1 protein-coding gene is annotated in these 229 nt (G+C 42.8%); it reads left to right on the top strand.

What is annotated here, in order from left to right:
• Nucleotides 1-36: 36 nt before the first annotated feature.
• Nucleotides 37-229: 3-deoxy-7-phosphoheptulonate synthase (locus tag C6N31_RS47525; RefSeq protein ID WP_232486396.1), on the top strand; the 193-nt coding region annotated here is incomplete at its 3' end.

Genomic DNA, 229 nt, shown 5'->3' with positions numbered 1-229 from the left:
AATAATATAAGAGATACTTTCAGAGTTCTCTTGCAGATGAGTGTTGTTCTCATGTTTGGTGGCCAGTTGCCCATCATCAAGGTGGGAAGAATGGCAGGTCAATTCGCAAAGCCCAGATCGGATCCTAATGAAGAGAAGGATGGAGTGCGATTACCAAGTTACAAGGGCGACAATGTTAATGGAGATGCGTTTGATGAGAAATCCAGAATTCCAGATCCACAGAATGATA

This window comes from Streptomyces fildesensis (assembly GCF_016107395.1).
Classification (GTDB): Bacteria; Actinomycetota; Actinomycetes; order Streptomycetales; family Streptomycetaceae; genus Actinacidiphila; species Actinacidiphila fildesensis.
This window is presented reverse-complemented; position numbering and strand designations above follow the sequence as displayed.